We start from the raw sequence: 22,419 nt of genomic DNA, 5'->3' as shown, positions 1-22,419 counted from the left end.
GACTGCTTGCGGTTGGACGGCAGCGAAACAACGCTCTATCTATATTCCATTTACATCTAATAGATATTCGCATGCTTCGTTGACGGAATAAGAGCTTGCATTTAAAACCTCAAGCAACCTCGTCGCAAATGCCTTCGAGCTATTTTTAGGATGCCGGAAAAGCATATGGATCTTCGCCAGTTGCGCTACTTCATCGCCCTCAACGAACACCGCAGTTTTGTCCGCGCGGCCGACGCCATGGGCATCACTCAACCGGCGTTCAGCCGCAGCATTCAAGGGCTGGAGCAGGAGTTCGGCTGCGTGCTGGTGGATCGCGGCAACAAGGATCTGCGCCCCACACCCGAAGGCCAGGTGGTGCTGCAACACGCCCTGACGCTGGTACAGGGCGCGGCATTGCTCAGCGCCGAAGTGACGCAAATGACCAAGCTCGACGCTGGCGAACTGCACTTCGGTTGTGGCCCGGCGCCGGCGGTGAAACTGGTGCCGGACGCGGTGGCGCAATTCATCAATGCGCACCCGAAAGTGCGCACCTGCTTTCAGGTGGATAACTGGGAAAAACTCAGCCGCGCCCTGAGCCGCGAAGAGATCGAATTCTTCATCGCCGACATCCGCCATTTCGAGTCCGACCCAAACTTCCAGACCCAGCCGCTGACGCCCAAGCGCGGAGTATTTTTCTGCCGGCCGGGGCATCCGCTGCTAGCCAAGGAAAGCCTGTCGACCAACGACATGTTCGACTACCCGCTGGCGACCACGCTGATCCCGCCGGGCATTCGCAAACTGCTGGCGAACCTCAGCGGCCGGATCGATTTTTCCCCAACCATCGAGACCGAGCATTTTCCGGCACTGGTGAAAGTGGTGCTGCAATCCAACGCGATTGGCGTGGGCACCGAGGAAGCGTTTGTCGAAGACATCGCCCAGGGCTCGCTGGCGCTGCTGCACTGGCGCAATCTGCCGCAGAACCTGGAGAGCATGAATGCACGGTGCGGGATCGTCAGCCGCACGGGATTCCGGCTGTCACCGGCGGCGCGGGCGATGATCGAGACGCTGGTGGCGGTGGATAAACAGGCCATCAGCGTCGCGGTTTGAGGGTCATTCCCACGCTCTGCGCGGGAATGACCGCATGACTCAGAGCTTCGCAGCCGCCAGCTCGGGCGCCACCCACTCGTTCACCTTGAACGGCTTGCGAATCAGCTTCTGCTGCGCCGCCAGATCCACCTTGCCCTGCAGGTTTTCGAGGAACAGCGGATCCAGTGTCGACGGGAACACTTCACTCAGGTTCTGATCCTTCAGATCCCGGGTGAGGATGACCGGCGGATAGCTCGCCAGCCCCGAGACCAGTTGCACGTAGGCGTCCTTGTTGCTGTCCTGCGTCAGCCACTGCACTGCTTGTTGCTGCGCCTTGAGCAGCTTCGCGACGACTTCCGGATGCCCGTCGACAAAGTTGCCGGTGCCCACCAGTACCGACTGCACGCTGCCGGCGCCGCCGAGGTCTTTGGTGTTCAGGGGCAGTTCGGCCAGGCCCTTGGCCTGCAAGGCAGTCAGACCGGAGCTGCCCCACGACGCATCGATCTGCTTCGCCGCCAACGCGGCAACCGCTGCGTTGAAATCGAGGTTGATCACTTTCACGTCCTTCTCGCTCAGGCCCACGCTGGCCAGCGCCGCATCGAACGACAACTGGGTCGCGGTGCCCCGGAAGATCGCCACGCGCTTGCCTTTGAGATCCTGCAGCGTCTTGATCCCCGAACCCGGCACCACACCCAGGTATTGCTTCACACCCCGGGCGCTGGCGCTGAGCAGGCGCGTATCCAGACCGTTGGACTTGCCGATGATGGCCGCCAGATCCCCCAGATAGGCCAGGTCCACCTGGCCGTTGGCGAACGCCTCGTTGATCACAGGTCCAGCGCCCTTGAAAAAGCTCCACTGAATCTTGATGCCCTGATCGGCGAAGGCCTTTTCGAAGATCTGCTGATCGCGCAATACGTCCACGATTCCGCCGCCACTGTGCTGGGTGCCGGCGCTCAGATCAGGCACGGCAATCCGGATTTCCTTGAGCTCGTCGGCGTGGACGCTGAACGCCAGCAGACCCGCCAGTGCCGGCGCGGCAAACAGACTGATGACACGTTTGAAGGGAAGGTTCATGGGTGCGGCTCCTGATCACGACGGGCATTGAGGAGCCGAAAGTAGGCGCAATCCGCATCAGCGCTTAAATACTTAAAAAGCACATTTTTATAGCTTTTCACGCTAAGTCAGCAAAGTCGGGACATGCAGGGCCGTATGCATGGAGAGCATCGAAAATATTCTTCGAATGCATTGGATGCGCGAAGGGCTGGAGGCCTTAAATGGCGCTGCTTATCTCCAAAATGATTATTTTCCAACTCACTTATAACTATTGGTTTTTAGCTAATTCCTCTGACTCGATCCAACCCGACAACGGAGGTCACCATGGCCCGTGAATCCCTGCTCAGTCTGCCACTGGCCGCACCGCCGTTGAAAAGCCGGCGCACCTGGCCAAGCCTGAGCCACCGCGTTTTACCCTGGATATTACCGCTCGGACTGTTCGCCCTGTGGTGGCTGGCGGCGCGCAATCAATGGATGAGCGAACAGATCCTGCCGGCGCCGTCACTGGTGTGGAACAGCGCGATCGAGCTATCCCAGGGCGAGTTGTGGAGTCACTTGTGGATCAGCCTGCAACGGTTGTTCTGGGGCCTGCTGGCGGGCGTTTCAGCCGGTGCCGTACTCGGTGCGGCACTTGGCTTCAGCCGTCGTCTCGAACGCCTGATCTTCCCGACTTTCGCCGGCTTGGCCCAGGTGCCGACGCTGGCGTGGATTCCGTTGTTCATGGTGTTTTTCGGCATCGGCGAAGTGCTGAAACTGGTGGTGCTGGTCAAGGCCATCGTGGTGCCGGTCACCCTGCACACGCTGGTCGGCGTGCGCGATGCGCAACCGAAACTGCGTGAAGCCGCCGCTGTTTTACGTTTGCCGCCACACCTGTTGATCCGCCGACTGGTGCTGCCTGCCGCCCTCCCGGCGTTCATGGCGGGCGTGCGTCTGGCGCTGGCCGCTGGCTGGACTTCGCTGCTTGCCGTCGAGCTGCTGGCCTCCAGCGAAGGCATCGGTTACCTGATGGTCTGGGCCCGGCAGCTGTTCATGCTCGATATCGTGTTCGTGTGCATCGTGGTGATCGGTCTGATCGGCGTGGCGATGGATCGCGGCATCGGCCTGCTGGACAAAAAACTGGTGCGCTGGCCGCACCCGGCCACGGCGGAAATTCGTCGCGGCCCACGCTATGAAGGCTGGCAGCGCGTGCAGCCGTGGCTGCTGCCACTGGCGCTGTTTGCGTTGTGGCAACTGGCGGTCGATCAGCAATGGATCGATGCCAACATTCTGGTCAGCCCGTGGGTAGTGCTTGAGGCGACGAAAAACGGATTGCTCGACGGCACGTTGATCTCGGGCATGGCCCTGAGCCTGGGACGCACACTCGGCGGCTTGTTGATTGGTGGTGGCCTCGGCCTCGTTTTGGGCCTGCTCCTGGGTCTGTCGCGCACCAGCGAACGCGTGCTCGGCCCGACTCTTGCCGCCCTGCGCCAGATCGCGATTTTCGCCTGGGTGCCGCTGCTGACCGCGTGGTTCGGTCTGGGCGAACTGGCGAAGTGGGTGTTCGTCGCCCTCGCCGCTTTCTTTCCATTGTTTGTCGCGACTCAACGCAGCGTCGCCAACCTCTCACCGCAGCTCAACGAGGCCGCGCAGGTGCTGCGCCTGAGCCTCGCCCAACGCCTGCGCCGACTGGTGTTGCCGGGCGCCGCGCCGGGGATTTTCGCCGGCCTGCGCCTGAGCCTGATCTACGCCTGGCTCGGCACCATCGGCGCCGAATATTTCATGCCGTCCAATGGCGGCATCGGCAGCCAGATGATCGGCGCCCAACAACTGCTGCGCATGGACCTGATCATGGCCGGGATGCTGCTGGTCGGCCTCACCGGCGCCCTGCTCAACCTCATTGGCCAACGCCTGGAAATCCGCGCGACCCGCTGGAGACACGCATGAACGCACCGATTGTCAGCTTCAACCACGTAGGCAAATCCTTTGACGTCGACGGTTTCGAACTGGAGGCGATTCGCGAATTCAACCTCGATATCGCCGAAGGCGAATTCGTCGCCATCGTCGGCTCCAGCGGCTGCGGCAAGTCCACCCTGCTGCGCTTGCTGGTGGGCCTCGACACGCAGTTTCGCGGGCAGATCAGCGTCGATGGCAAAGCCGTCAATGGCATTGGCGGCGAGCGCGGCATCGTGTTTCAGGAACACCGTTTGTTCCCGTGGCTGACGGTGGCCGACAACATCGGCCTGGGCCTGGTCAACGAGCCGCTGAGCGCCGCTGAAAAGCAGCAACGCATCAATGACTTCATCGAGTTGGTGGGCCTGCGGGACTTCACCCGTGCCTACCCGCATCAACTGTCCGGCGGCATGGCCCAGCGCGTGGCGATTGCTCGTGGACTGGTGGCGAGCCCGCGAATTCTATTACTCGACGAACCCTTCGGCGCCCTCGACGCACTGACCCGCCAGCAGATGCAGGACGAACTGCTGGCGATTCGCGAGCGGGCAAAGATCACCACGATTCTGGTCACCCACGACGTCGAGGAAGCGATTTTCCTCGCCAACCGCGTGGTGGTGATGGAACCGCGCCCCGGCCGGATCAAACAGGTGGTGGACATCGCCCTGCCCCATCCGCGCCAGCGCAGCAGTTTCGACTTCCATCAGTTGCGCGAAGAACTGCTGCACGAACTGACCAGTGACGACCATTACCAACCGAGCGCACCGGTGCAGATCCGCGATCTGCCGTTGTCGTTCATTGCCTGCTGAACAGGAGCTTGTTGATGCCGCAACGTCCCAACTTTCTGGTGATTCTGGCCGATGACCTCGGCTTCTCCGACATCGGTGCCTTCGGCGGCGAAATCGCCACGCCGAACCTCGATGCCCTGGCCAACAACGGCCTGCGCCTTACCGACTTCCATACTGCGCCGACCTGCTCGCCGACCCGCTCGATGCTGCTCACCGGCACCGATCACCACATCGCCGGCATCGGCACCATGGCCGAAACCCTGACCCCGGAGCTGATCGGCAAACCGGGTTACGAGGGTTACCTCAACGACCGTGTCGTCGCGCTGCCGGAGTTGCTGCGCGAGGCCGGTTACCAGACGTTGATGAGCGGCAAATGGCACCTGGGCCTGACCGCCGAACTGGCGCCCCACGCCCGTGGTTTCGAGCGCTCGTTCTCGCTGCTGCCCGGCGCGGCGAACCACTACGGATTCGAACCGACCTACGATGAACACACACCCGGCCTGCTGAAATCCACCCCGGCGCTGTACATCGAGGACGACACGTTCATCGACGAATTGCCCAAGGATTTCTATTCCTCAGACGCCTTCGGCGACAAGCTGTTGCAGTACCTCAAGGAGCGTGACCAGAGCCGGCCGTTCTTCGCGTACCTGCCGTTTTCCGCGCCGCACTGGCCGTTGCAGGCGCCCGCCGACATCGTCGAAAAATACCGTGGCCGCTACGACGCTGGGCCGGAAGTGCTGCGCCTCGAGCGTCTGGAAAAACTCAAATCGCTGGGGCTGATCGAGCCGGATGTCGAGCCGCATCCGCTGGTCCAGCTGACCGCGCAATGGGAAGCGCTGAGCGATGAACAGAAACAGATTTCCGCCCGGGCGATGGAGGTCTACGCGGCGATGGTCGAGCGCATGGACTGGAACATCGGTCGCGTCGTCGACTACTTGCGCCAGCAGGGCCAGCTCGACAACACCTTCATCCTGTTCATGTCCGACAACGGTGCCGAAGGCGCGCTGCTGGAAGCCTTCCCGAAATTCGGCCCGGAGCTGGTGACCTACCTGAGCCAGCATTACGACAACAGCCTCGACAACATCGGCCGAGCCAACTCCTACGTCTGGTACGGGCCGAACTGGGCGCAGGTGGCGACCGCGCCGTCACGCCTGTTCAAGGCGTTCACCACCGAGGGCGGGATTCGCGTTCCGGCGCTGCTGCACTATCCGCAGCTGCCGCTGAAGGGGCAGATCAGCCATGGTTTCGGCACGGTGATGGACATCACGCCGACCATCCTCGATCTGGCCGGCGTGCGCCATCCGGGCAAGCAATGGCACGGCAAACCGGTGGCGCCGTTGCGTGGTAAATCGTGGCTGGGTTTCTTGTCCGGCGAGACGGCGCAGGTGCATGACGAACACACCGTCACCGGTTGGGAATTGTTCGGGCGCCGGGCGATTCGGCAGGGGCAGTGGAAGGCAGTGTGGATCCCCGGGCCGGTGGGGCCGGCGACCTGGCAGCTTTATGACCTGGGGAGTGATCCGGGGGAGATTCATGACCTGGCTTCGAGTCAGCCGGACAAGCTCAACACCTTGATCGAGCACTGGCAAAAGTATGTGGAAGAGACTGGCGTGATTTTGAGTGCCTCGCCGTTTCAGCCGGATTGATACTGCCAGAACCACCGCTATCGCTGGCAAGCCAGCTCCCACAAGGTTCAATGTCGTTCACAAATCCTTTGAATGACACAGAAACCTGTGGGAGCTGGCTTGCCAGCGAAGAGGCCATCAAGCTCACGCATCAAGCCCGGACAGTGCACACCTCTTCCTGCACCAATTCATTCTTGCGAACAAACCGGTTCGCTCTTCCGAACGTCCCGAAATCGTTGAACCGAACCCCCATCTCCCGCATCACCTTATGCGCCACCGGCACCGTCAACTGGCGAATGTAAAACGGCTCCTTCACCACAAAATGATGAATCCCGTGACTGCTGCCAAAGTTGAAGCAAAACGCCTGCAACGGCCACAGCCACCACGGGTTCAACACCTGGCATTGCTGAAGCACATTGCCCGGCTCCACATCCCCGTAGTAATGCATGTTCGAACTGATGAAGTGCAGGCAGAAGGTGCGCAACACGTTCGGGCCGATGATCACCACGGCGGCAATATCGATCACTTGCATCACCGACAACGTGGTCGCCGACCATTCAATCGGCGAGCCCATCAAGTAAGCGATGCCATTGGCCGCGTGGAACCCGAGAAACACATACCACGCGCCCCAATGCACCAGCGCCAGCGGTGCGTAGACCTTCAAGGTACGTTTGATGATGCTGAATTTATGCGCCCAGGTCTTGGCCCGCAGCATGCGGATGAACGCCGACATCACGTTGTCGCCGACCATCAGCAACCGCGCAAAACCCCACGGTTCGCCATTGGTGATCGCCCGTTCTTCCATGTCGGTTTCGGTGCCGGACACCTTGTGATGATTGAGGTGCAAATGACGGCGGATCCACGGGTTGATCGTGCTCGGCCGCGCCAGCCACACCAGGCCCATCATCAGGTTGTGCGGCATTCGCTGTTTGCGGAAATACATGCTGTGAATCAGGTCGTGTTCGAGCTCATGGGTCAGCGAAGCGAAAAACGCGTTGAGCAACAGACACACCCACCACGCCATGTGCCCGGTGATATAGAGCGCCGCCGAACCGATCATCCCGGCCAGGGCAAAGGCCAGAATCCCCGCACCGAGGGCATCCTGATGCTTGAGTATCGGGTAGCGCTCGCGCAGCTCGACGCCCTTCTCCAGCACCACTTCGCGAATATGCGCTGATCGCTGGGCAGCATTGTGTCGCTGGGGACTTGCAGAAGTACGGTCCATGCTTCCATCCTCTGGTTATTGATGTTCGTATCCTGCCCCGCGCGGATTCCGAACGCGGTAGCCGAGAACGCCAACCTGTTGACCGGAAGCGCCAATCAGCATGAAGGAACCGACTTCTCTCGCCAGCTGGACCCGTGCCCTGCGCAAGCAACTCGACGCGCTGGGGCTGGACAGCACTGCCCTGTGCCAGCAGGCCGGGCTCGATCCGCAACTGATGGACGACCCGAACGCACGCTATCCGCTGTCCGCGACCACCCGCCTGTGGGAAATCGCGGTGCAGGTCAGCGGTGATCCGGCGATCGGTTTGCGGGTGTCGCGGTTCGTCAGCCCTACGACGTTTCACGCATTGGGCTATGCGTTGGTGGCCAGCGGCAGCCTGCGGGAAGTGTTCGAGCGGATCGTGCGTTATCACCAGGTGGTCAGCGACGCGCTGGAACTGGAACTGACTCGCATGGATGACCGCTATCGGTTTCGCCTGAAAATTCCGGCCGACAACCCGGCCCCGGCCTTCGAAGCCATCGACGCCTTCGCCGCGATATACGTGCGCACCTGCCGCAATCGCCTGGGCCGCGACTACGCACCATTGGCGGTGTACCTGCGCCGCCCGGAACCGGCCGATGCGCATCAATGGCACAAGGTGTTCCGCTCGCCGGTGCATTTTTCCGCCGAAGAAGACCGCATCGAATTCGCCCTCACCGACTTCGACAGCCACCTCGACGACGCCAACCCGGAACTGGCCGAGCACAACGAAGCGGTGCTCAAACGCACCCTCGCCCAGCTCAAGCCGCTGACCTGGGAGCGCAAGGTACGCGACGCCATCGAAGAACAACTGCCCGAAGGCGAACCCAGCGCCGAACGCATCGCCCAGGCCCTGCACCTGAGCCTGCGCAGCCTGCAACGGCATCTGGCGGACGAGGGTTGTCGTTTCGACACCTTGCTGAATGAAAGCCGCGAGAACCTCGCCCTGCTGCACCTGCGCGATCCGCAATGCTCGCTGAGCGAGGTCAGTTATCTGTTGGGATTTGCCGACACCAGCAGCTTCAGTCGCGCGTTCAAGCGCTGGACGGGGATGACGCCGGGGCAGTTTCGGGATCAGTTGCGCTGACGGGCCTGGAATTTGTACTGAATCGACCAGCCTCTTCGCGGGCAAGCCCGCTCCCACAAGGATTGGGGCGCACAAAAATCCGTGTCACATCTCGACTACTGTGGGAGCGGGCTTGCCCGCGAAGAGGCCATTCAGATCGCTGCAAATCCAAGCTCAAAAACCGTACCCGTTGCACCACTGCTGACCCGCACCCGCCCCCCATGCAATTGCATGATCGACTGCACGATCGCCAGTCCCAGGCCGCCGGAATCTCCCGGTTCGGCGCGGGACGGGTCGACGCGGTAGAAGCGATCGAACAGTTTGCCCAGATGCTCATCTGCGATGACCGGGCCGAGGTTGTGCACCTGCAGCCAGCACAGGCCCGGTTCATCGCGCCGGCACAGGCTGATGACCGAGCCGGCATGGGCATGGCGTACCGCGTTGGCCAGCAGATTGCCCAAGGCGCGTTGCAGCAGTTGCTGGTCCGCCAGCAATTCTCCGCTGAACGTGTTTTCGAGACGGATTCCCCGATCATCGGCCAAGGCCTCGAAGTAGTCGCACAACTCATCGCCGATTTCCTGCAGCTTGAGCATGCGCAGATCGAGCGCTCGCTCGGCCTGCTCGGCGCGAGCGAGAAACATCAGATTCTCGGCCATGCGCTTGAGCCGTTCGAACTCTTCCATGTTCGACGCCAGCACTTCCTGATACTCGGTGCTGCTGCGCGGGTAATTCAGTGCCTGGCCGTTGCTGGCGAGCAAGGTGTGCAGGGGCGTGCGGATTTCGTGGGCGAGGTCGGCGGAAAACTGTGAGAGACGCTGGAAACCGTCGTCCAGCCGCACCAGCATGCCGTTCAGCGCGTGCACCGGCTCCAGCAATTCCGCTGGCGTGCCGACGGTGGGAACGCGTTGGTCAAGGCTGCGCAAGTCGATGCCGCGCAGCGCTTCACTGAGCTTGCGCAGAGGCCGCAAGCCTCGGCGCAACAGCACCAGGCCCAGCGTGAATGCGAGTACGGCACCAAGGCCGACGGCCAGATACAAGCGCAGGCGATAGCTGCCGAGCATCTGCTCGCGCTCGCTCAGCACCTTGCCGGCGATCACGGTCAGCGCTTCACCGTTCGGCCCTTGGGCCTGACCTGACAACAGGGCTAGCTCGACACCGTCCGCCGCCTGCCAGGTCAGCACATCACGGCGTTGTGGAGGTTGCTCCCGGGGGATGGCCTGCACGGTTGGCAGTGCGCGTTGGCGAGGGTTGATCGTGATCACACTCGAGCCGTCCGCGCGTTGCACCAGCAGCAGACTGTCGAGGTTGCCGAGCATGTTCTGGTACAGCCGTGGCCGGGCCTGCAAGGCGTCGAGGCTGTCGCTGTCGGCGAGCAGCGCGCGCACCTGTTCCAGACGACCGAGCAACGCCATGTCGTCGCGCCAGGCGATTTCCGAGGCCAGCGAGCGATACAGGAACACGCCAATCGCGCTGAGCACCAACGCGCAGACTGCCGCGAACGCCAGGGCCAGGCGCCAGGCAATGGATCTAGCGCGCATCGTCGGGTGCTTCGAGTTGATAGCCGACCCCGCGCACGGTGTGGATCAGTTTGGGCATGTACGGATCGTCGACTTTCGAACGCAGCCGACGCACCGCGACTTCGACCATGTTGGTGTCGCTGTCGAAATTCAGGTTCCACACCTGCGAAGCGATCAGCGTGCGCGACAGCACTTCACCCTGTCGGCTGGCGAGCAAATGCAGCAGGGCGAATTCCTTGTTGGTCAGGGCGATGCGCTGACCTCCACGGCTGACCCGGCGGCGCAGCACGTCGATTTCCAGATCGGCGATGCTGTACGACTCGGCTTCGCGCATCGGCCCACGCCGCAACAACGTGCGCACCCGCGCCAGCAGTTCGGCGAAGGCGAATGGCTTGAGCAAATAGTCGTCGGCCCCCAGTTCGAGGCCACGCACGCGGTCTTCGATAGCGTCCTTCGCTGTCAGGAATAGCACCGGCGTGGCGCCACGCTGACGGATCAGCTGCAGCAATTGCCAGCCGTTGAGGCCCGGCAGCATCACGTCGAGGATGATCAGGTCATATGCCTGCTGCTCGATGAAGTAGCGCCCGTCGAGGCCATTCAGTGCCACATCCACGGCAAAACCCGACTCGCCCAGCCCTTTGGCGAGGAAATTCGCGGTTTTGGCTTCATCTTCTACGACCAGCAAACGCATGGCACACCTCGATTGATCAGAGGCACAGGCTAGGCCCCTTCGGCCGCGTTGCCCATTACAAACTTGTAATCCGGTTGACGAGGTTTCGACGGGGACCGGCGGATAAGGTGGCGGCCTTCGCTTCTGGAGCCTGCCAATGACCGCTAAATACTGGATCGCCAGCCTGGCAATCAGCTTCGGCACTGCCGCATTCGCCACACCTGAGCTGCCCCTTCACGCCGATCTCGATCTGAAAACCGCACGGCTGCTGGCCGACACAGCACTGAAAAACTGCACCGGCACGGTGTCGGTGCTCGACCGTGGCGGCAACCTGTTGGTGACCTTGCGCGGCGACGGTATCGGCCCCCACAACACCGCCGCCAGCCAACGCAAGGCCTACACCGCGCTGTCGACGAAAACCCCGACCCGGTTGTTCGCCGAGCGCGCCCGCAGCAACCCGGAAACCGCCAACCTCAACACCCTCGACGAGCTGCTTTTGCTCGGCGGCGGCATCCCGTTGTTCGCCGGCAAGGAGCTGGTTGGCGCCATGGGCGTTGCCGGTTCCGGTGGCGGTGAGCAGGACGAAAACTGCGCAATCAAGGCTGCCGAAATCGTCGGCCTGTCCATCAACCGTACTTGAACCCAGGAGCATCATCATGACCTCACTGCGCATGACTTTCGCCGCGCTCGGCCTGAGCGCTTTTTCGAGCCTGGCGCTGGCCGCCGGCAACCCGCTGAGCGTGCATGTACTCAATCTGGAAAACGGCCTGCCGTCTCCGGGCATCAACGTGACGCTGGAACGTCATGTCGGCCAGGACTGGCTGCCGCTGGCGCAGGGCACTACCAATGAACAGGGACGGATCGCCGAGCTGTTCCCGGCGAACAAGCCGTTCGAGGCAGGTGAATATCGGGTGGTATTCAAGACCGGCGAGTACTTCGAGAAGGCCAAACACGAGACGTTTTTCCCGGAGATCCCGGTGATCTTTAAAGTGCAGCAGACGGATCAGCACTATCACATTCCATTGCTGCTCAGCCCGTATGGCTTCTCGACCTATCGCGGCTCGTAAGCCACATACAATTCCCCTGTGGGAGCGGGCTTGCCCGCGATGGCGTCGTGTCAATCGACGTAGAGGACAACAGACAGACCCCAATCGCGGGCAAGCCCGCTCCCACAGGGATAGTGGTGAAAACTAAAGTGTGGCGAGCGCGCGCAACCGCGCGGCGTCGAGGATTTCGATCTCGCCATAACTCAAACCGATAATCCCCTGCCCCTGCAACTCCTTGAGGATCTGGTTGGTGGTCTGCCGCGACAGCGACAGCATCGACGCCAACTGTTCCTGGGGCAGTTGCAGCACGCGGCGTGGCGGATCGAGCTCGCCGTAGCCTTCGGCGATCATCAGCAGACGATGAGCCAGACGGGCCGGGGCCGGCAGCAGGCTCAGCTGTTCGAGGTTGATGAACGTCAGGCGCAGTTTGTGGCTCATCAGCAAAGCCAGATGCCGCCAGTAGACGGGGTGCTCGTCGAGCAGTTTCAGCAGCGTGGCCTGGGGAATGTTCAACAAGGTGCAAGGCCCGACCGCGTAAGCATCGTGGGTGCGGGGCTGGCCATCGAACAGGCAGATTTCGCCGAACCAGTGTGGCGCCTCCACCAGGCTCAGCAACGCTTCCTTGCCCTGCTCGCTGACCGCGCCGATGCGTACCGCGCCGTCGAGCACCGCGTACAGCCCGCACGGCGCATCGCCGCGCTGGAACAGTTGCTGCCCCGCCGCCAGCCGCCGCTCCCGGGCCGCCGCCAGCAGACTATCCTGAAAGGACGAAGGCAGATGACTGAACCATTGCCCGGTCAGCAGGCGTTCGCGCCAGACCTTATCCATGCGTTCTCCTAAAGATTGTCGCCTGCCTGACAGAGCGAGCCGTGAACCCAGGGCATGATTCGATCACCCTACAGGAGGAACAACAATGAAAAGCCTCGTCGATCATTTGAGTCAATACGCCGCTTACCACCGTGACCCGCGCAACATCGCCAGCCACTTTATCGGGATTCCGCTGATTGTGGTGGCGGTGGCCGTGCTGTTGTCGCGGCCGGAATGGCCGGTGGGCGGATTGTGGATTTCCCCGGCGGTGATCGCGGCCCTCGCTTCGGCGTGGTTTTACCTGCGCCTGGAACTGAAGCTGGGGGTTTTGATGAGCGTGTTGATGGGGCTATCGGTCTGGGCCGGACATGTATTGGCGCAGCAGAGCACCATGGTCTGGCTCAGTAGCGGTCTGGCGATGTTCGTGATCGGCTGGGTGATCCAGTTTGTCGGGCACCACTATGAAGGGCGCAAACCGGCGTTCGTCGATGACTTGAGCGGACTGATTGTCGGGCCGCTGTTTGTGGTGGCCGAACTGGCGTTCATGCTCGGGATGCGCCATGAGCTGAAAGAACAGATCGAGGCGCGGGCGGGTGTGGTGCGGGTCAATCCGAATCGCGCGGCTGTCTGAACCACAGCCCGGCTCGCTCGTTCCCACGCTCTGCGTGGGAATGCATACCGTGACGCTCCGCGTCACAGTGGACGCGGAGCGTCCATAGCGGCGTTCCCACGCAGAGCGTGGGAACGAGCGAGATCAAACGTTGGCGACTTTCTGCCAGACCTTCGGCTTGAAGAACAACGTCTCACCCTTCGCCAACCCGGTCAGGCTGTCGTGGTCTTTCACCACTTCCGCCTCGATCAGATCAGTCTGGCCTTCAACCTTCAACGTCACCCGCGTGGTCGCACCCAGTGGCCGGATATCGCGGACTTCAGCGGCGTGGTGATCCTCCAGCTCATGCCGCGACAGCGACACTTCGTGCGGGCGGAACAGCACGTGGTTGTCATCGCCCAGATGCAGACGGTTCGAGTCGCCGAGGAAGTGATAGACGAAATCGCTGGCCGGGTTTTCGTAAACGTCGCCCGGTGAGCCAATCTGCTCGATCACACCTTTGTTCATCACCACGATGCGGTCGGCCACTTCCATCGCCTCTTCCTGGTCGTGGGTCACGAACACCGAGGTCAGGTTGATGTCTTCGTGCAGGCGCGCCAGCCAGCGGCGCAGTTCTTTACGCACCTTGGCGTCGAGGGCGCCGAACGGCTCGTCGAGCAGCAGCACTTTCGGCTCTACCGCCAGGGCGCGAGCCAGGGCGATACGCTGACGCTGACCACCGGACAACTGCTCCGGATAACGATCCGACAGCCAGTCCAGTTGCACCATGTTCAGCAACTCATGAACCTTGGTCGCGATCTGGCTTTCAGTCGGGCGTTGGTTTTTCGGTTTCATGCGCAGGCCGAACGCGACGTTGTCGAACACGGTCATGTGGCGAAACAGGGCGTAGTGCTGGAACACGAACCCGACATTGCGATCCCGCACGTCGTGGCCGGACACGTCTTCGCCGTGGAACACGATGTTGCCGTTATCCGGGGTTTCCAGACCGGCAATGATGCGCAGCAGGGTGGTCTTGCCGCAGCCAGACGGGCCGAGCAATGCCACCAGCTCACCGCTGTGGATGTCCAGGCTGATGTTGTCCAGCGCCTTGAACGCATTGAAATTCTTGCTGACGTTACGCACTTCGATCGACATGAATTATTCCTCCGCGGCGCTGGCGCGCAGGCGGTTGATACGGTTTTCGCTCCACTGCTTGAGCAGCAGGATGAAGAGCGCCAGGATCAGCAGCAGGCTCGCCACGGCGAACGCGGCCACGTGGTTGTATTCGTTGTAGAGGATCTCGACGTGCAGCGGCAAGGTGTTGGTCACCCCGCGAATGTGCCCGGAGACCACCGACACCGCACCGAACTCACCCATGGCCCGCGCGGTACACAGCACCACGCCATAGATCAGGCCCCATTTGATGTTGGGGACGGTCACGTGCCAGAACATCTGCCAGCCGTTGGCGCCGAGCAGGCGCGCAGCTTCCTCTTCCTGAGTGCCTTGTTCCTGCATCAGCGGGATCAGCTCACGGGCCACGAACGGCACGGTGACGAAGATCGTCGCCAGCACGATGCCCGGCAGGGCGAAGACGATCTGGATGTCGTGATCCTGCAGCCACGGCCCGAACAGGCCCTGGGCGCCGAACATCAACACGTAGACCAGACCCGCGATCACCGGCGACACCGAGAATGGCAGGTCGATCAGCGTCACCAGCATACTCTTGCCACGGAACGAGTATTTGCTCACGCACCACGCGGCGCTGACGCCGAACACCAGGTTCAGCGGCACCGAAATCAGCACCGCGATCACAGTGAGTTTCAGCGCCGACAGGGCATCCGGTTCAAAGATCGCGGTGAAGAATGCGCCGAGACCGTTCTTTAATCCCTGCGACACCACGATGAACAGCGGCAGCACCAGAAACAGGAAGAAAATCAGCCAGCCGAGGCCGATCAGGATCCGCCGCGAAGTGGCACTGCCACGGCGGGCGGCGTTGGCCGAGGAAGCGGCCGCAATAGACGATTGGGACATGGTTCGCGCCTCCTTATGGGGTTTCGATGCGCCGCTGCAGCAAGTTGATCAGCAGCAACAGGACGAAGGAAACCACCAGCATCAGCACGCCGATGGAAGTGGCGCCGGTGTAGTCGTATTGGTCGAGCTTGACCATGATCAGCAGCGGCAGGATCTCGGTTTTCATCGGCATGTTGCCGGCGATGAAAATCACCGAGCCGTACTCGCCGACGCCACGGGCGAACGCCAGGGCAAAACCGGTCAGCCAGGCCGGCAACAGCGCCGGCAACAGGATATGGCGGAACACCTGCAACGGTTTGGCACCGAGGCACGCCGCAGCTTCTTCAACTTCACGAGGAATGTCCGCCAGCACCGGCTGCACCGTGCGCACCACGAACGGCAGGGTCACGAAGGTCAGCGCCAGCGTGATCCCGAGCGGGGTGTAGGCGATCTTGAAACCGAGGTCGGCGGCGAACTGCCCGACCAGCCCGGTCGGGGTGTACAGCGCCGTCAGGGCAATACCGGCGACCGCGGTCGGCAAGGCGAACGGCAGATCGATCATCGCGTCGATCACCTTGCGCCCCGGGAACGTGTAACGCACCAGCACCCAGGCCAGCAACGTGCCGATGATGCCGTTGATGATCGCGGCGCACAGCGCGGTGCCGAAGCTCAACTTCAATGCGGCGAGCACGCGGGGCGCGGAGATGATCGTCCAGAACTGATCCCAGGTGAGCTGTGAGGCGTGGATGAACATCGCCGCCAGCGGGATAAGCACAATCAGGCTGAGGTACACCAAGGTGTAGCCCAGCGTCAGCCCGAAGCCGGGTATGACGGGGGAGATACGACGCGACATAAAAGTCCTTGGTTAAAAAACGTTCCGCTGAACGCACTAATGTGGGAGCGAGCTTGCTCGCGAAGAGGGAGCATCATTCAACACTTACGTTGTCTGACACACCGCCTTCGCGAGCAAGCTCGCTCCCACATGGGGTGTCCGGCACTAAAGCTCGGTTGCAGCTTATTTCAGATTACTGCGCCTGATAGATCTGGTCGAACACGCCACCGTCGTTGAAGAATTTCGGCTGTGCGGTTTTCCAGCCGCCGAAGTCCTTGTCGATGGTCACCAGTTCCAGTTTCGGGAACTGCTGGGCGTACTTGGCCGCTACGTCCTTGTCACGCGGACGGTAGAAGTTCTTCGCGGCGATTTCCTGACCGGCCGGGCTGTACAAGTGCTTGAGGTAGGCTTCGGCGATCTGCTCGTTGCCCTTCTTCTCGGCGTTCTTGTCGACCACGGCCACCGGTGGTTCGGCGAGGATCGACAGCGAAGGCACGACGATGTCGAACTTGTCCTTGCCGCCGTCTTCTTTCAGCGCCAGGAAGGCTTCGTTTTCCCAGGCCAGCAGCACGTCACCCTGACCGTTGTTGACGAAGGTGATGGTCGAGCCACGGGCGCCGGTGTCCAGGACCGGAACGTGCTTGAACAGAGTCTGTACGTATTCCTTGGCTTTGGCTTCGTTGCCGCCGTTGGCTTTCAGGCCGTAGGCCCATGCCGCGAGGAAGTTCCAGCGCGCACCGCCGGAGGTTTTCGGGTTCGGGGTAATGACCGAGACGTCGTTCTTGACCAGATCGCCCCAATCCTTGATGCCTTTCGGGTTGCCCTTGCGCACCAGGAACACGATGGTCGAGGTGTACGGCGTGCTGGCTTCCGGCAGACGCTTCTGCCAGTCGGCCGGCAGGGTCTTGCCGAGCTTGGCGATTTCGTCGATGTCACCGGCCAGGGCCAGGGTCACCACGTCAGCGCGCAGACCGTCGATCACCGCACGGCCCTGCTTGCCCGAACCGCCGTGGGATTGCTGGATTTTCACGGTGTCGCCGGCATGCTCTGCCTGCCAGTACTTCACGAATTCGGCGTTGTAATCCTGATACAGCTCACGCGTCGGGTCATACGACACGTTGAGCAGTTCGTAATCCTTGGCAACCGCGGAACCGGCAAACACAGCACTGGCCAGGGCGGCCAAAGCGTAACGGCGAATCGACGACATGGTGAAAGCTCCTGGAATTCTTGGTGGTGGCTTTTTCTTATGGATTTCGAAAATCGGGTTGCCTGTAAAGATCACCGCCTGCGCCCACTCTTGCATTGATCCCCGGCAAGAGCGGGCGCAGGCTGGAATCTTTTTGGGTTCAGCTCGGTTTGTTGCCCGGTTGCTGCAAGCGGAATTTCTCTTTGCGTTCGATCTGGACCACCTGGGCGTTATGCACAGTGATTTCCACCGCGCCGAAACGCAGGTCGCGCAGGGCGCTCTGGATTTCGCGCAAGATGGTGCTTTCGTCCTGACCGTCAACGCTACGCAGGGATGCGCTCATGGTGCTGCTCCTTTGTATGGGATATGCCTGGCAGTGGGCGGCACTGCGTTCGGCGTGGGAGCAATATAAGAGAGCTTTGGATATTCTTAAAAAGACTATTTAAGAATGTTTATATAACTGGAAAACATTATGTGATGCAGCAAGGGTTTGCGGCGAATTTGCCCGTCGGCTAACCCGCCATACGCCGCCCTCAACCAATCAAGGGCGCCCGATTCCAGTCGATTTGCGCGTCCGGGACCGGCCGCCCAAACCAGTAGCCCTGCCCCAGATCACAGGCCTGGCCCAGCAGGAACGCCGCCTGTTCCGCCTGCTCGATGCCCTCGGCGTGCACCTGCATGCCCATGCTGCGGGCCAGGGCGATGATCACCCGGACAATCGCCGCATCGTCCTCGTCCCACGGCAGGCCGGCGACGAATCCCTGATCGATCTTGAGCTTCTGCACCGGCAGGCGCTTGAGTCGCAGCAACGACGAATAACCGGTGCCGAAGTCATCGATGGCCAGACGAATGCCCAGCTCGCGCAGACGATGCATCTGCTCCAGCGCGACTTCCGGATCGTCCATCACCGCGCTTTCGGTAACTTCCAGTTCCAGATAGGCCGGATCCAGGCCGGTCTCGTGCAGCACCTGCGCAACCTGCTCGTACAACTCGCGACGGGCGAACAAGCGTGACGACACGTTCACCGCGACGAACGACAACACCACCCCGGCCTGCTGCCATTGGCACATCTGCCGGCAGGCCTGCTGCATGACCCAGGCGTCGATTTCCGAGATCAGCCCGGTGCGCTCGGCAATCGGGATGAACTCCGCCGGCGACACCAGGCCCCGCTGCGGATGCTCCCAGCGCACCAGCGCTTCGACGCCGATCAGACGGCTGGTTTTCAGGTCGTGCACCGGTTGGTAGTAGACCCGCAGCTCCTGCTGCTCCAGCGCGCGACGCAATTCGAAGGCGATCTCGACCCGTTGCTGGGCATGGGCGGTGAGTTCTTCGGTGTACAGCGCGTAGCCATTGCGGCCGCTGCTCTTGGCCTTGAACAGCGCCGCATCGGCGTTGCGCAGCAGTTGTTCGGCGCTCAGTGCATCGCTGGGAAACAGGCTGATGCCGAGGCTGGCGTTGATGAACAGTTCATGACCATCGAGGCAGAACGGCTCCTTGAGCGCATCGAGAATGCGCTGAGCCAGCGCCGCCGCCTGCGCCGGCTGTGGACAACTTTCCAGCAGGACCGCGAACTCGTCGCCGCCCAGCCGCGCCAGGGTGATGCCCGGCCCGAACAACGCCTGCAAACGCGCGGCGACCGCCTTGAGCAAACGGTCACCGATGTTGTGGCCGAGGCTGTCGTTGATCAGTTTGAAATGGTCCAGATCGATCATCAGCAGCGCACAACCGCGCTTGTGGGTCTGCGCCGATGCCAGCGCCTGTTCGGCGCGGTCGCTGAACAGCAGGCGGTTGGGCAGGTCGGTCAGCGGATCGTGGTGGGCCAGGTGCTTGAGCTCGTGCTCGGAATCCTTGATTGCGCTGATGTCGGAAAACACCGCGACGTAGTGGCTGAGCCGACCGTCCTCATCGCGGATCACCCGGATCGTCTGCCACTGCGGGTAGATCTCGCCGCTTTTGCGGCGATTCCAGATTTCACCGCTCCACTCGTCCTGCGCCTGCAACGTGGCGAACATCGCCTGATAAAAACCCGGCGGATGGTGTCCGGACTTGAACAGGCTGGGCTGCTGGCCAATGACTTCCTCGCGCTGATAACCGGTGATTTCCATGAAGGCACGATTGACGTGCACGATCAGCCCCTGCCGATCCGTGACCAGCACGCCTTCACGGGTGCAATCGAATACCGCAGCGGCCTGACGCAGGCGTTCGCGATCCGCCTGGCGTTCACGCAGGCGGGCACCGATGCCCAGGCATTCGAACAGCCGCGCCCGGGCCAGGAAGATCAACCCGGCGCTGAGCGCAACAAACACGTAGCCGTTGATCAGTTGCCAGCGCAACAGTTCGTCAGAGTTATCGAAGAAACTGTTCAATAAATAACCAGTACCTTGCAGCCAGACAACGGCAAGGACCAGGTAAAGCAGCGCTGCACGCAAGGCATCGCGGTAAGTGGCAGACATTCGGCCGTCCATGTCCCTACAAAAATGTCGGGATTATAGGTCAAGAAACATCCAGCCATCTCTTATCTGAAAGGGCGACTGGTTTTATCTGTGTGCTTGGTGATAATGCAACGGCTGTTTTTTCTTTATCGAGGGCCCTATAGCCTATGTGGTACGAAGGTTTTCTTGGCTTGTCGGCCTGGTCACTGGTTGCCGTCACCCTGGTGATGACCCACGTGACGATCGTTGCCGTCACGGTCTACTTGCACCGCTACTCGGCCCATCGCTCTCTGGAGCTGAATGCCGGCCTTAAGCATTTCTTCCGTTTCTGGCTGTGGCTGACCACGGCGCAGAACACCCGCGAGTGGACCGCCATCCACCGCAAACACCATGCCAAATGCGAAACCGAAGATGATCCGCACAGTCCGGTCGTCAAGGGTCTGTCCACCGTCCTGCGCAAAGGCGCCGAGCTGTATCGCGAAGAAGCGCAGAACCCGGAAACCCTGCGCATCTATGGCAAGAACTGCCCCGAAGACTGGATCGAGCGCAACCTCTACAGCCGCTACCGGCTGCTGGGCGTGGCGATCATGGCAGTGGTCGACCTGCTGCTGTTCGGCACCATCGGCATCACCATCTGGGCGATCCAGATGATGTGGATTCCGGTCTGGGCGGCCGGCGTGGTCAACGGTCTCGGCCATGCCGTCGGCTACCGCAACTTCGAATGCCGCGACGCGGCGACCAATCTGGTGCCATGGGGCATCCTGATCGGCGGCGAAGAACTGCACAACAACCATCACACCTACCCCAACTCGGCCAAGCTGTCGGTCAAGAAGTGGGAGTTTGACCTGGGCTGGGCCTGGATCCAGGTCTTCAGCTTCCTGCGTCTGGCCAAGGTCCAGCGGGTCGCGCCGATTGCCCACCGCGTCGAAGGCAAGGGCAGCCTGGACATGGACACCGCCATGGCGATCCTCAACAACCGCTTCCAGATCATGGCCCAGTACCGCAAGCTGGTGATCGGGCCGCTGGTCAAGCAGGAACTGGCGAAGGTCGATCATTCGGTACGTCACCAGTTCCACCGGGCCAAACGCCTGCTTTCGCGGGAAACCAGCCTGCTGGAAGATCGCCACCACGCGCGCATCCAGAACATGCTCGAGCACAGCCAGGCGCTGAAGGTAATCTACGAGAAACGCCTGGCCCTGCAGCAGATCTGGGTCAAGACCAGCGCAAATGGTCATGACATGCTCGCCGCCATCAAGGAATGGGTACACGAGGCCGAGGCCAGTGGCATCCAGTCCCTGCGTGAATTCGCCGACCAGTTGAAAACCTACTCGCTGCGCCCTGCCGCCGCCTGATGCCGTTGATCGGTGCGCCCCATTCCAGGGCGCACCCTTCGGAACTTCACCCCCGTTCCCCTATCTCAAAGACACTTCGCCACCCCCGGCGGGTTTTCCCGTGGCCGTTGTCGACTTCCCGGCACGCCTTTTGAGATTCGTGTCGATGGTCAACAACAATCAAAAAGACTCATCCCCTCCCCAGTGGCCCGAAGCCGCGCAAACCCTGATGGCATTGATGCACGCCCAGGGCGAAGTCGCCCGACTGAGCGAACGCGAGCAGCTGTTCAGCTCGCTGCTGGTCAGCGTCAACGCCGTGCTTTGGGCCTTCAACTGGGAAACCCGTGAGGTGCTGTACGTCAGCCCGGCTTATGAACGGATCTTCGGCCGCTCGGCCGGCCTCTTGCTGGCGGACTACAACCAGTGGCGCGACAGCATCTACCCGGACGATCTGGAATACGCCGAACGCAGCCTCGCCGAAGTGCTGCACAAAGGCGCCGTGGAAGACCGCGAATACCGGATCATCGCCGCTGACGGCCAGGTGCGCTGGATCAGCGACAAGTGCTTCATCAACCGTCAGGACGAACCGGGGCAACCGGTGATCATCGTCGGTATCGCCGAAGACATCACCGACAAGAAGCAGATGGAGACCGAGCTGCAACGCCTGGCCACCACCGATGTGCTGACCCAGAGCAGCAATCGCCGGCACTTCTTCGAATGCGCCCACCGCGAGTTCGAAGACGCCCGCCTGCAAGGGGCGCCACTGGCGTTCCTGTTGCTGGACATCGATGACTTCAAGGTGATCAACGACACCTACGGCCACCCGGAAGGCGACAACGTGTTGCAACGGATCGCCGAATGCGGTCGTGCCTCGTTGCGCCGGGGAGACCTGTTCGGGCGGATTGGCGGTGAGGAATTTGCTGCGGTTTTTCCGGGCTGTGCGCCGGACATGGCGATGCAGGTGGCCGAACGGCTGCAACGGGAAATCCAGCGGCTGAGCTTCAATCACGCCGATCAGACGTTCGGCATCACCGTCAGCCAGGGCCTGACCAGCCTCACCCCGGAAGACGAAAGCCTCGACACCCTGTTCGCCCGCGCGGACGCGGCGATGTACGAGGCAAAACGGCAGGGCAAGAACCGGATCATTTCCGCCTGACTCCCGACCTCAACCCAACACAAGACTACTGTGGGAGCGAGCTTGCTCGCGAAGGCGTCTTGCCAGTCAACATAGCG

21 protein-coding genes are annotated in these 22,419 nt (G+C 61.6%); 10 read left to right on the top strand and 11 right to left on the bottom strand.

The window, feature by feature from the left end:
- Positions 1 to 165 precede the first annotated feature (165 nt).
- Positions 166 to 1,086 carry a LysR family transcriptional regulator gene (locus IHQ43_RS01135; protein ID WP_041475105.1) on the top strand — a complete coding sequence of 307 codons (921 nt, stop codon included), beginning with the start codon at positions 166 to 168 and terminating at the stop codon, positions 1,084 to 1,086.
- 39 nt (positions 1,087 to 1,125) lie between these two features.
- Here the strand turns inward: IHQ43_RS01135 and IHQ43_RS01130 are convergent, their stop codons facing one another.
- A complete protein-coding gene (locus tag IHQ43_RS01130; RefSeq protein ID WP_192563085.1) occupies positions 1,126 to 2,139 on the bottom strand; it encodes an ABC transporter substrate-binding protein in 1,014 nt (337 codons plus the stop codon).
- Positions 2,140 to 2,442: 303 nt separating this feature from the next.
- On the opposite strand from IHQ43_RS01130, the gene IHQ43_RS01125 reads away from it, so the two are divergent.
- The 3 genes from IHQ43_RS01125 to IHQ43_RS01115 are packed head-to-tail and all read left to right on the top strand — an operon-like array spanning position 2,443 to position 6,478.
- The gene (locus IHQ43_RS01125) at positions 2,443 to 4,041 is read left to right on the top strand and encodes an ABC transporter permease (protein ID WP_192563084.1); all 1,599 of its coding nucleotides are present in this window, start codon (positions 2,443 to 2,445) and stop codon (positions 4,039 to 4,041) included.
- Positions 4,038 to 4,853 (top strand): ABC transporter ATP-binding protein, encoded by an 816-nt coding sequence (locus IHQ43_RS01120; protein ID WP_192563083.1) that lies wholly within the window; start codon positions 4,038 to 4,040, stop codon positions 4,851 to 4,853. Before IHQ43_RS01125 ends, IHQ43_RS01120 begins: the two co-directional genes overlap by 4 nt.
- Positions 4,854 to 4,867: 14 nt before the next feature.
- Entirely contained in the window at positions 4,868 to 6,478 is a 1,611-nt protein-coding gene (locus IHQ43_RS01115; RefSeq protein WP_192563082.1) for an arylsulfatase, read from the top strand.
- A gap of 130 nt (positions 6,479 to 6,608) precedes the next feature.
- Here IHQ43_RS01115 and IHQ43_RS01110 read toward each other — a convergent pair whose 3' ends face one another.
- Entirely contained in the window at positions 6,609 to 7,682 is a 1,074-nt protein-coding gene (locus tag IHQ43_RS01110; RefSeq protein WP_192563081.1) for a fatty acid desaturase, read from the bottom strand.
- A gap of 100 nt (positions 7,683 to 7,782) precedes the next feature.
- On the opposite strand from IHQ43_RS01110, the gene IHQ43_RS01105 reads away from it, so the two are divergent.
- Positions 7,783 to 8,787 (top strand): AraC family transcriptional regulator, encoded by a 1,005-nt coding sequence (locus tag IHQ43_RS01105; RefSeq protein WP_192563080.1) that lies wholly within the window; start codon positions 7,783 to 7,785, stop codon positions 8,785 to 8,787.
- 131 nt (positions 8,788 to 8,918) lie between these two features.
- Here the strand turns inward: IHQ43_RS01105 and IHQ43_RS01100 are convergent, their stop codons facing one another.
- A complete protein-coding gene (locus IHQ43_RS01100; RefSeq protein ID WP_192563079.1) occupies positions 8,919 to 10,304 on the bottom strand; it encodes a heavy metal sensor histidine kinase in 1,386 nt (461 codons plus the stop codon).
- Positions 10,294 to 10,974 carry a heavy metal response regulator transcription factor gene (locus IHQ43_RS01095; RefSeq protein WP_007952810.1) on the bottom strand — a complete coding sequence of 227 codons (681 nt, stop codon included), beginning with the start codon at positions 10,972 to 10,974 and terminating at the stop codon, positions 10,294 to 10,296. Before IHQ43_RS01095 ends, IHQ43_RS01100 begins: the two co-directional genes overlap by 11 nt.
- Before the next feature lie 136 nt (positions 10,975 to 11,110).
- On the opposite strand from IHQ43_RS01095, the gene IHQ43_RS01090 reads away from it, so the two are divergent.
- Positions 11,111 to 11,593: a GlcG/HbpS family heme-binding protein gene (locus tag IHQ43_RS01090; RefSeq protein WP_192563078.1), complete on the top strand. Its 483-nt coding sequence runs from the start codon at positions 11,111 to 11,113 to the stop codon at positions 11,591 to 11,593.
- 16 nt (positions 11,594 to 11,609) lie between these two features.
- Positions 11,610 to 12,020, top strand: a complete 411-nt coding sequence (uraH, locus tag IHQ43_RS01085) for a hydroxyisourate hydrolase (protein ID WP_192563077.1) — start codon at positions 11,610 to 11,612, stop codon at positions 12,018 to 12,020.
- Between the two features lie 123 nt (positions 12,021 to 12,143).
- Here uraH and IHQ43_RS01080 read toward each other — a convergent pair whose 3' ends face one another.
- The gene (locus IHQ43_RS01080) at positions 12,144 to 12,827 is read right to left on the bottom strand and encodes a Crp/Fnr family transcriptional regulator (RefSeq protein WP_192563076.1); all 684 of its coding nucleotides are present in this window, start codon (positions 12,825 to 12,827) and stop codon (positions 12,144 to 12,146) included.
- Between the two features lie 85 nt (positions 12,828 to 12,912).
- On the opposite strand from IHQ43_RS01080, the gene IHQ43_RS01075 reads away from it, so the two are divergent.
- On the top strand, positions 12,913 to 13,437 hold the full coding sequence (locus IHQ43_RS01075; RefSeq protein WP_192563075.1) for an Mpo1 family 2-hydroxy fatty acid dioxygenase: 525 nt from the start codon (positions 12,913 to 12,915) through the stop codon (positions 13,435 to 13,437).
- A 123-nt stretch (positions 13,438 to 13,560) separates the two neighbouring features.
- Here IHQ43_RS01075 and IHQ43_RS01070 read toward each other — a convergent pair whose 3' ends face one another.
- From IHQ43_RS01070 to dibA, 6 genes are all read right to left on the bottom strand, one after another.
- On the bottom strand, positions 13,561 to 14,550 hold the full coding sequence (locus IHQ43_RS01070; RefSeq protein ID WP_064382696.1) for a sulfate/molybdate ABC transporter ATP-binding protein: 990 nt from the start codon (positions 14,548 to 14,550) through the stop codon (positions 13,561 to 13,563).
- Between the two features lie 3 nt (positions 14,551 to 14,553).
- Complete coding sequence (gene cysW / locus IHQ43_RS01065; protein ID WP_007952817.1) at positions 14,554 to 15,426, bottom strand: sulfate ABC transporter permease subunit CysW; 873 nt, start codon at positions 15,424 to 15,426, stop codon at positions 14,554 to 14,556.
- Between the two features lie 13 nt (positions 15,427 to 15,439).
- The gene (cysT, locus tag IHQ43_RS01060) at positions 15,440 to 16,258 is read right to left on the bottom strand and encodes a sulfate ABC transporter permease subunit CysT (RefSeq protein WP_085712655.1); all 819 of its coding nucleotides are present in this window, start codon (positions 16,256 to 16,258) and stop codon (positions 15,440 to 15,442) included.
- Between the two features lie 172 nt (positions 16,259 to 16,430).
- The gene (locus IHQ43_RS01055) at positions 16,431 to 17,444 is read right to left on the bottom strand and encodes a sulfate ABC transporter substrate-binding protein (RefSeq protein WP_179693054.1); all 1,014 of its coding nucleotides are present in this window, start codon (positions 17,442 to 17,444) and stop codon (positions 16,431 to 16,433) included.
- Positions 17,445 to 17,583: 139 nt separating this feature from the next.
- A complete protein-coding gene (gene oscA, locus IHQ43_RS01050; RefSeq protein ID WP_039772974.1) occupies positions 17,584 to 17,766 on the bottom strand; it encodes a sulfur starvation response protein OscA in 183 nt (60 codons plus the stop codon).
- A gap of 190 nt (positions 17,767 to 17,956) precedes the next feature.
- Complete coding sequence (gene dibA / locus IHQ43_RS01045) at positions 17,957 to 19,876, bottom strand: phosphodiesterase DibA (RefSeq protein ID WP_192563074.1); 1,920 nt, start codon at positions 19,874 to 19,876, stop codon at positions 17,957 to 17,959.
- Positions 19,877 to 20,022: 146 nt separating this feature from the next.
- Here dibA and desA point away from each other — a divergent pair, with 146 nt between their 5' ends.
- Together desA and IHQ43_RS01035 are read left to right on the top strand one after the other, a co-directional pair.
- Positions 20,023 to 21,207, top strand: a complete 1,185-nt coding sequence (gene desA / locus IHQ43_RS01040) for a delta-9 fatty acid desaturase DesA (RefSeq protein WP_192563073.1) — start codon at positions 20,023 to 20,025, stop codon at positions 21,205 to 21,207.
- A gap of 145 nt (positions 21,208 to 21,352) precedes the next feature.
- Complete coding sequence (locus IHQ43_RS01035) at positions 21,353 to 22,342, top strand: GGDEF domain-containing protein (RefSeq protein WP_192563072.1); 990 nt, start codon at positions 21,353 to 21,355, stop codon at positions 22,340 to 22,342.
- Positions 22,343 to 22,419 lie beyond the last annotated feature (77 nt).

The organism is Pseudomonas gozinkensis, from assembly GCF_014863585.1.
Lineage (GTDB): Bacteria > Pseudomonadota > Gammaproteobacteria > Pseudomonadales > Pseudomonadaceae > Aquipseudomonas > Aquipseudomonas gozinkensis.
Note: the sequence above shows the minus strand (reverse complement) of the source record. Positions and strands in the feature narration are given on the sequence as shown.